General features: G+C 46.8%; 5 protein-coding genes. 1 reads left to right on the plus strand and 4 read right to left on the minus strand.

Going from position 1 to position 7,334, the window contains the following annotated elements:
• Nucleotides 1-249: 249 nt before the first annotated feature.
• The 4 genes from PX482_RS09955 to PX482_RS09970 all read right to left on the minus strand — a co-directional run bounded on the left by PX482_RS09955 (nucleotide 250) and on the right by PX482_RS09970 (nucleotide 6,160).
• Nucleotides 250-3,714, minus strand: coding sequence for a serine protease (locus tag PX482_RS09955; protein WP_288122381.1), 3,465 nt, complete (start codon nucleotides 3,712-3,714; stop codon nucleotides 250-252).
• A 39-nt stretch (nucleotides 3,715-3,753) separates the two neighbouring features.
• Nucleotides 3,754-4,362 carry a COP23 domain-containing protein gene (locus PX482_RS09960; protein ID WP_002763038.1) on the minus strand — a complete coding sequence of 203 codons (609 nt, stop codon included), beginning with the start codon at nucleotides 4,360-4,362 and terminating at the stop codon, nucleotides 3,754-3,756.
• Between the two features lie 59 nt (nucleotides 4,363-4,421).
• Entirely contained in the window at nucleotides 4,422-5,522 is a 1,101-nt protein-coding gene (locus tag PX482_RS09965; RefSeq protein WP_288027335.1) for a S1C family serine protease, read from the minus strand.
• Between the two features lie 143 nt (nucleotides 5,523-5,665).
• On the minus strand, nucleotides 5,666-6,160 hold the full coding sequence (locus PX482_RS09970) for a tetratricopeptide repeat protein (RefSeq protein ID WP_043999459.1): 495 nt from the start codon (nucleotides 6,158-6,160) through the stop codon (nucleotides 5,666-5,668).
• Between the two features lie 178 nt (nucleotides 6,161-6,338).
• Here PX482_RS09970 and PX482_RS09975 point away from each other — a divergent pair, with 178 nt between their 5' ends.
• Nucleotides 6,339-6,896 (plus strand): Uma2 family endonuclease, encoded by a 558-nt coding sequence (locus PX482_RS09975; protein WP_002763043.1) that lies wholly within the window; start codon nucleotides 6,339-6,341, stop codon nucleotides 6,894-6,896.
• The last annotated feature ends 438 nt before the right edge of the window (nucleotides 6,897-7,334 follow it).

Here is a 7,334-nt window from a genome sequence, read left to right on the forward strand (position 1 = left end):
AACATATTTATTCGCTCAACCCAACCTACGAAACTGTAGGTTGGGTTGAGGCACGAAACCCAACCATAAACCCAAGGAAACTAAAGTAGGTTGGGTTGAGGCACGAAACCCAACAATAGACCCAAGGAAACCCAACAAAAAGATTCAGACAGATTTAGGTGTTGGGTGTTGGGTTTCGCTTTCCCTGAGAATTGAGAGGTTTTCTTTAACATATTTATTCGCTCAACCCAACCTACGAAACTACGAAACTCACCCCCCTAATTTTTGTAAAATCTGCAAAATCTGCATCACTTGTTCATAAGCAGCCATATTATTCTGTTGGAGGAATAATATAGCTGCTTGTTGTAGATCAATTTTTACTTTTTCGGGTTGTCCTAATATGGCATATAAACCACCACGACCTAAGTAAGCTTGAGCCAAATTAGGATTAATTTCAATAGCTTTGCTGTAGTCAGAGAGGGCTAAATCGTATTTCTGCAAGTTATAGTAAAGAAGCCCCCGATTGTAGTAAGCTTGAGCATAATTAGGATTAATTCTAATAGCTTGGTTGTAGTCAGCTAAAGCTAAATCGTATTTCTGCAAGTTATAGTAAACAACCCCCCGATTGTTGTAAGCGTCAGCATAATTAGGATTAATGTCAATAGCTTTGCTGTAGTCAGCTAAAGCTAATTCGTATTTCTGCAAGTCAGAGTAAAGATTCCCCCGATTGTAGTAAGCATAAGCATAATTAGGATTAATTTCAATAGCTTTGCTGTAGTCAGCTAAAGCTAAATCGTATTTTTTTTGGAGACGGTAAAGCTCCCCCCGATTGTAGTAAGCATTAGCATAATTAGAATCAAGTTCAATGGCTTTGCTGTAGTCAGCTAAAGCTAATTCGTATTTTTCTTTGTTTTCGTGAAGAATCCCCCGAACGACGTAAAAGTGACTAAAATTTGAATTAAGTTCAATAGCTTTGTTGAGGTCAGCCAAAGCTAAATCATATTTTTGTTGGCGATGGTAAAAAATCCCCCGATAGAAGTAAGCCGAAAAAACATCATCAGAATTAATGTCAATAGCTTTGTTGTAATCAGCTAAAGCTAATTCGTATTTCTGCAAGTCAGAGTAAAGATTCCCCCGACTGGCGTAAGCACCAGCATCATTAGGATTAATGTCAATAGCTTTGTTGTAATCAGCTAAAGCTAATTCGTATTTTTGTTGGCGACGGTAAAGATTCCCACGATTCTCGTAAGCCTTAGCAAAATTACGATTAAGGTCAATAGCTTTGTTGAAGTCAGAGAGGGCTAAATCGTATTTTTGTTGGTAAGAGTAAAGATTACCCCGATTGTTGTAAGCACCAGCATCATTAGGATTAATGTCAATGGCTTTGTTGAAGTCAGCTAAAGCTAAATCGTATTTTTGTTGGAGAAGGTAATTAAGCCCCCGCCCTCTATAATATAAACCATAATTAGGATTAAGTTCAATAGCTTTGTTGTAGTCATCTAAAGCTAAATCGTATTTTTGTTGGGAGGAATAGTGCAACGCTCGAACAGAGTAAGCCATAGCATAATTAGGATTAAGTTCAATAGCTTTGTTATGGTCATCTAAAGCTAATTCGTATTTTTGTTGTAAGAAATAGTACTTCGCTCGAATCACATACCACAAAGCACGAGGAGCGAGATCAATTGCCTGATTAATCGCAGCTAATCCCTCATCATAGCGTTCTAAACTATCTAATACTGACTCTTTCATTATATAGGATTTAGGACTATTGGGAAACAGAGAAATCGCCTGATTAATCACGGTTAATGCTTGCTCATAATTTTCTCTGGCTTCTCTTTCTCTACCAGCACTTTTTGAGAAGCCACCTAAAACGGCATAAACATTACTTTGCAGTTGTAAAATACTACTGTGAAACTCCTTTAAATCTTTCCCTTTAGGTAAGGTATTAATCGCTTGTTGCAAAGCTTCTATAGCTGGTTGATGTTCGCGTAATTGAAATAACGCTAATCCCTTCCCATACCAGGCTAAATAGACATTATCGGGGTCATTTTGCTTAATCGCCTCATCAAAGGCTTTAATTGCTTCCTCAGACCTCCGTAACCGCCATAATTGTCCCCCCCTTTGTATCCAAATATCCGCCTTCGCATTGGTATTAGGGACAATAACACCAGCAATCGCTTGAATAATTTCTTGTTGTTGTTGCGGACTAACTTGGGGTTGAGCAGTGGTTAATAATTGCGGTTTTACCTTCAATCTTTCTTGCAATCCGATAAAAGTGCTAATGGGAATCCCCAAACTAAACCCTAACTGAATTTTCCCCCCCCCTGCTCCTTCTGAACGTCCATGAATCCCTATTACTCTCCCCTGGGAGTCTAAGACTGCACCACCACTCATTCCCCCAAATGTGATGCTAGTATAAACTAATTCATACCCTCCAGTTAAAGAACTGACACTTTTTAATACTGCCCCTTGTTCATTGCTTAAGTCATTTTGGCGGGTTCCTAATAATCCCATTTCTTGATCTTTGATTCTACCTCCACTAAACAACCATTTCGAGGGATTGTCGCCAATTTTGGGGAAGCCTGCCGCAAAAACAAAATCATCGGTATTTGGGTTATAATTCGCTATTTCCGCAACGGGATAATTGTCTCGGCTTTCAAACTGAAAAACTGCTAAATCTACCCCTTCCTGCCGGATGATGGTGCTTTTCTCGATGTTTCGAGTTTTACCGTCCTTGGTGACGACGGTGTAGGTGCGATCGGGACAAGGTTCACTTGCAGCATCTTGACTTTCTTCCTTCTTCTCACATAATACATGGTCTGCGGTTAAAACTGTGTAAATATTCCCTTCTTTAGCGATAATTACGCCACTTCCATTGGCTTTACTGCTACTATCAATCCGCACGGTGAAACCCTTGGCTTTTGTTTCTAATTCGGCGATATAGTCAGTAGGGGCGGTGGTTTCTATATCGGGGTTCACCTGCGGTAGGGGCAGGTTATAGGCGCTGAGGATTTCGGGCCGGATGTAGGTTAATAGGGTATGAAGGGGAATGCCCCAGTTAACCGCTCTCATCTTTTGGATTTCTGCATCTGTGGGTTTTGTACCGTCCTCGTAGATGTAGTTAGAGAGAATCGGATGGGCCGATCGCCCGTTAATGCCGATTAACTCATCCTCGAAAAAGATACCACCGCCACTCATTCCCTGCACGATATCGCCACTATAACCGACGCTGTAGCCCTCCCGGAGGGGTCGATCGCTTGTTTGTTCAATTTTCCCGTTATCGGTGGTGTACTGCCCCGTTTCTGCGGAATAACCGGTTACGGTGATATCTAGTTCCGCATCCGGGGAAATGGCGCGAATTTTAGCGATCGGATAATCCCGGGTATCGCTAAACTCCACCAGGGCCAGATCCTTATCTTTTAAAAGGGAATTCGGCGCGATCGAGGCTGTGCGGGTTTGGCCGTCGTGGGTTTGGATCTGTAGGGTGGTCGCGCCGCGGGTAACGTGAGCGTTGGTCAAAACGAGGTATATACTGCCTTTTTTCCCGATAATGATTCCCGATCCCCGATTTATCTCGCTAGTAATCTTAACAGTGACTTGACGGATCGATCGCTCGATCTGCGCGTCTGGGCTGTCTTCCGCCACGATCGCCGGAGCAGAGAAAGGGGATAGCGCTTTAACCGGTACGACGGGCAGAAGTAGGAGGCTTAGGAGTAGGGGAAAGGGTTTCAACATGGTTATTATGGGGAAATTTGGGGTAAAACAGCGAAAATTCTAGCGGGTGGGAACGCAATTATTTTGCGGGCCAGCAGATCTCGTACCACAGGGTGCGTCGCGATCGGCGAGTGGTGCTTTGGCGAAAAACTCCGTCATCGAGATATAGGTTTTATCTCCGGAATTCTGGAGGAGCATATCCGAGCTTTTCCCCTCTAGGATGTCCATGAGTTGTTGCAAGACTAAATCTGGATTGTCGTGGGGTTTAAGGGTAAAAAGTTGGCTATTACCATCGCAGGGATCGCCGGATCGTGAAACGCTGCAGATGATCGGGTATCCTTTCGCCCGGCCGGTGGTGAGATAGTTAAAACGCCCTTGATTATATGCTTCCTGGAATTTTTTCGTGACTTCCTCGCAACGAACCGGGGAACGTTTGGAGAAATATTCCGATTTCCAGCCGATAATCCGCACATTGCCGCTTCTTTGGGGAATCCAAGCGAGGGTAGCGGGTATTTTTCCTCCCGATGCGCGATCGAACACCTCTTTACAGAAGAAGGTGACGCCATTCGGGGTGGTCGATTGGCTGAAACCGGGGGCGATACCACCGAGGAGGACAGTGGCGAGGAGGCCGACGCAAGCGAGACGGTGGGAAATATATCTAGAGTTCATAGGGATAGTTCCTCAGAAAATAGGGATTAGAATCGTGATTAGGGTCAAAATGGGATTATTTAAGGGTTAGCGGCGGCGTTGAGGGTGTAGCGACCCGATTCACCCCCTTCGCGAGAGGTAGCCACTAGGATATAAACTCCATCGGCGGGTAATTCGGTTACGAGTCGAGCGTTAAAATCCCCGGGGGCGCGATCGACACGCTGGTTACTACGGGCGACCTGTGGGTATTTTGTCCCCTCGGAAGATTGGAGAACGCGATAGAGGACAAGATAGGGAGCGATCTCGTTGCTGTTCATATCCAGAACGATTTTCTGTCCGGCACGACCCTCGAACCCGTAATATTGCTCGTTTTGGTCTTTGGTCAAGTTGCCTTGAACGGTCTGACCGTTAAGAGGGAGGGCGAGTAACTGTATCCGATCGTCCTGTCCTAATGTTGAGACGGTGGAGACATCGCCTGTTTTAACTGCGGTGAGGAAAGCTTGCAGGCGATCGAGGGAAACGGCGAAATTAATGCCGCTCTGGGTAAGGCCGATCGGGTTTCCCGCACCGTCGTAAACGTAACTCCCGATATCGCCTGCGACGTTAACCCCCACCACTTCCCCCCGTGAATTCAAAAGCGGCCCGCCGGAATTGCCTTTGTTGATATTAGCGTTGTGTTGCACAATGCCTTTTTCGGGGTCGAGACGGCTGATAATGCCCTGGGTGAGGGTGTTTTGATAGTCCTCGTTTAAGGGTGTGCCGATGGCGAAAACGCTTTCGCCGACTTTGGCGGAGTTCGGACGGGCGAGGGGAAGATAGGGCAGGTTTTGGCGGTTATAAATCCGCAGGACGGCTAAATCCACGCCATTTTTAGCGAAGCCGATCACGTCTGCCGAGGCCTGCTGTCCGTTGGAAAATTTCACCGTCACCACCCGGGGGCCATCCGCAACAACGTGGGCGTTGGTAATGATGATACCGTCGGGACTGACGAGAAAGCCGCTACCGTGGCCGCTGCCATTTTTGACGGTGACGACGGCGGGGCTGGCTTTCTGATAGACTCTAGAAGCGGTCTGCTCCTGCGCGAGGAGGGGTGGAACGTTTTCCATCAGGAAGCCTCCTGGTTGAACGAGTAGGCCAGTGGTGGCCAGTAGCACCGATAGGGTGAAAGTAATTGGTTTCATCGGGTTGGCTCCTCTTTAGTCGAGGGATACTTGCAAGGATGTTATCGTTGGTTTTTTTCCAATTATGCGATTAAGTTTTAAGTCCTCAGGTTGCTTTTTTCACAAAAGTTTAGAGGGGGAGAGCGATCGCTCTCCCTGGCAACTTACGCACCTATCTGCCGTAGTGCTTCTATGGCGCTGTTGTACATTTCTGTGTTTCCCTGCTGGCGAAATAATTCGGCGGCCGTTGTTAGATCGGCGATCGCATTTTGTCTCTGGTTAAATGCGAGATGGACGTATCCGCGGAAATGGTAAGCGTAGGCAGCGCGGGGGTTTAGTCGGATCGCGGTGTTCAGGTCTTGAAACGCCGGCCGCCATTGTTCGCGAATCGTGTAAATCATGCCCCGACCGAGGTAAGCTTCGCTATAGTCCGGATCGAGTTCGATCGCTCTGGTGAATTGAGCGAGGGCGAGATCATATTTTTCCTGTTGGATGTAGTTAATTCCCCGGTTAAAGTGGGCGATCGCTTCTTTGTAGTTCGCTTGAGCGATCCGGGTTTCGGCTGGTTGTCGGCTTTCTAGGGCCATAACGGGGTGAACAGTGGCGAGGGTGGAGAGGCCGATTAGGCTGACGGTGGTGAGAAGGGCAAAGGATTTCATGGGTAGTGCCTCGGTGAGGGTGATTTGAGCTTCTACATAATTCATCGGTTGCTTTTTTGAGAATATGCAGGATAGGGCGATCAATTTTTTTTCCTTTCGGGTACAAAAGGAAAAAGCGCGGCAATCGGCATCGCTTTGTTATCATTTAGTGAAAAATACTTGTTTTTTTTGATGCAATATGGTAAGCAAATCCCCGACGATTACTGATGCGGAATTAATTCGCCTCAGTTGTCAGAACCCGGAATTAGGCTTTGAACGCAATGCAGATGGAACGTTAGTCACTATGCCCCCGATCGGAAGTATTTCAGCGAATCGAGAACTGAAAGCCGGCGCTCGCCTGCTCTACTGGGTCGAACAGAACGGGTTAGGAGAGGTATTTAGTTCTAGCGGCGGTTTTAAACTGGCCAATAGCGCGGTACGCTCTCCCGATGTGGCTTTCGTGGCGAGAGAACGTTTACCGTCCGGTTGGCAGGAAAGGGAGGATGAATTTCTCGATCTCGCGCCGGATTTCGTGATCGAGATCCGTTCTAAAACCGATAGTTTATCCAAGTTAAAGCGGAAAATGGAGGAGTATCGGGAGAACGGGGTGAAGTTAGGATGGTTGATCGATCGCCACAATAAACAGGCTTTCGTCTACCGTCAGGACGGGACGATTACCTGTTATCCCGAGAACGCGATTTTAAGCGGGGAAGATGTGGTTCCGGGGTTCACCCTAGCGCTAGAAATCTTGCTGTAAGATCGATCGCTTTTTTCGGGGTGAGATTCAAAATCGATCGAGTATCTAGACCGCGCCTAATTGCCGTAGGAATTGCAGGGCTTTTTCGCGTGCTGGCGCGTTCCCTTGCTGGCGGAACAGTTCGGCGGCTTGTCGGAAATCCTCGATCGCTTTTTCCTTGTCTAGCCGATAGACGTAAGGAACCCCAACAATAGACCCAAGGAAACTACCGTAGGTTGGGTTGACGTAAGGAAACCCAACAAAAAGATTCAGACGGATTTAGGTGTTGGCTGTTGGGTTTCGCTTTTCCTGAGAATTGAGAGATTTTCTTTAACCTAAGTAGCTGGTTATAATTAAATTAAAAATGGATTTTAGGTTCGATCCCCCCTGCCCCCCTTGATAAGGGGGGTGCCGATAGGCGGGGGGAGCCCCCCTGCCCCCCTTGATAAGGGGGGTGCC

It is taken from the genome of Microcystis sp. M53602_WE12, assembly GCF_030065455.1.
Classification (GTDB): domain Bacteria; phylum Cyanobacteriota; class Cyanobacteriia; order Cyanobacteriales; family Microcystaceae; genus Microcystis; species Microcystis aeruginosa.

Bases quoted from the DNA above. Each gene is read 5' to 3' on its own strand.
- PX482_RS09955 (WP_288122381.1), bottom strand. From the start codon at position 3,714: ATGTTGAAACCCTTTCCCCTACTCCTAAGCCTCCTACTTCTGCCCGTC.
- PX482_RS09960 (WP_002763038.1), bottom strand. From the start codon at position 4,362: ATGAACTCTAGATATATTTCCCACCGTCTCGCTTGCGTCGGCCTCCTC.
- PX482_RS09965 (WP_288027335.1), bottom strand. From the start codon at position 5,522: ATGAAACCAATTACTTTCACCCTATCGGTGCTACTGGCCACCACTGGC.
- PX482_RS09970 (WP_043999459.1), bottom strand. From the start codon at position 6,160: ATGAAATCCTTTGCCCTTCTCACCACCGTCAGCCTAATCGGCCTCTCC.
- PX482_RS09975 (WP_002763043.1), top strand. From the start codon at position 6,339: ATGGTAAGCAAATCCCCGACGATTACTGATGCGGAATTAATTCGCCTC.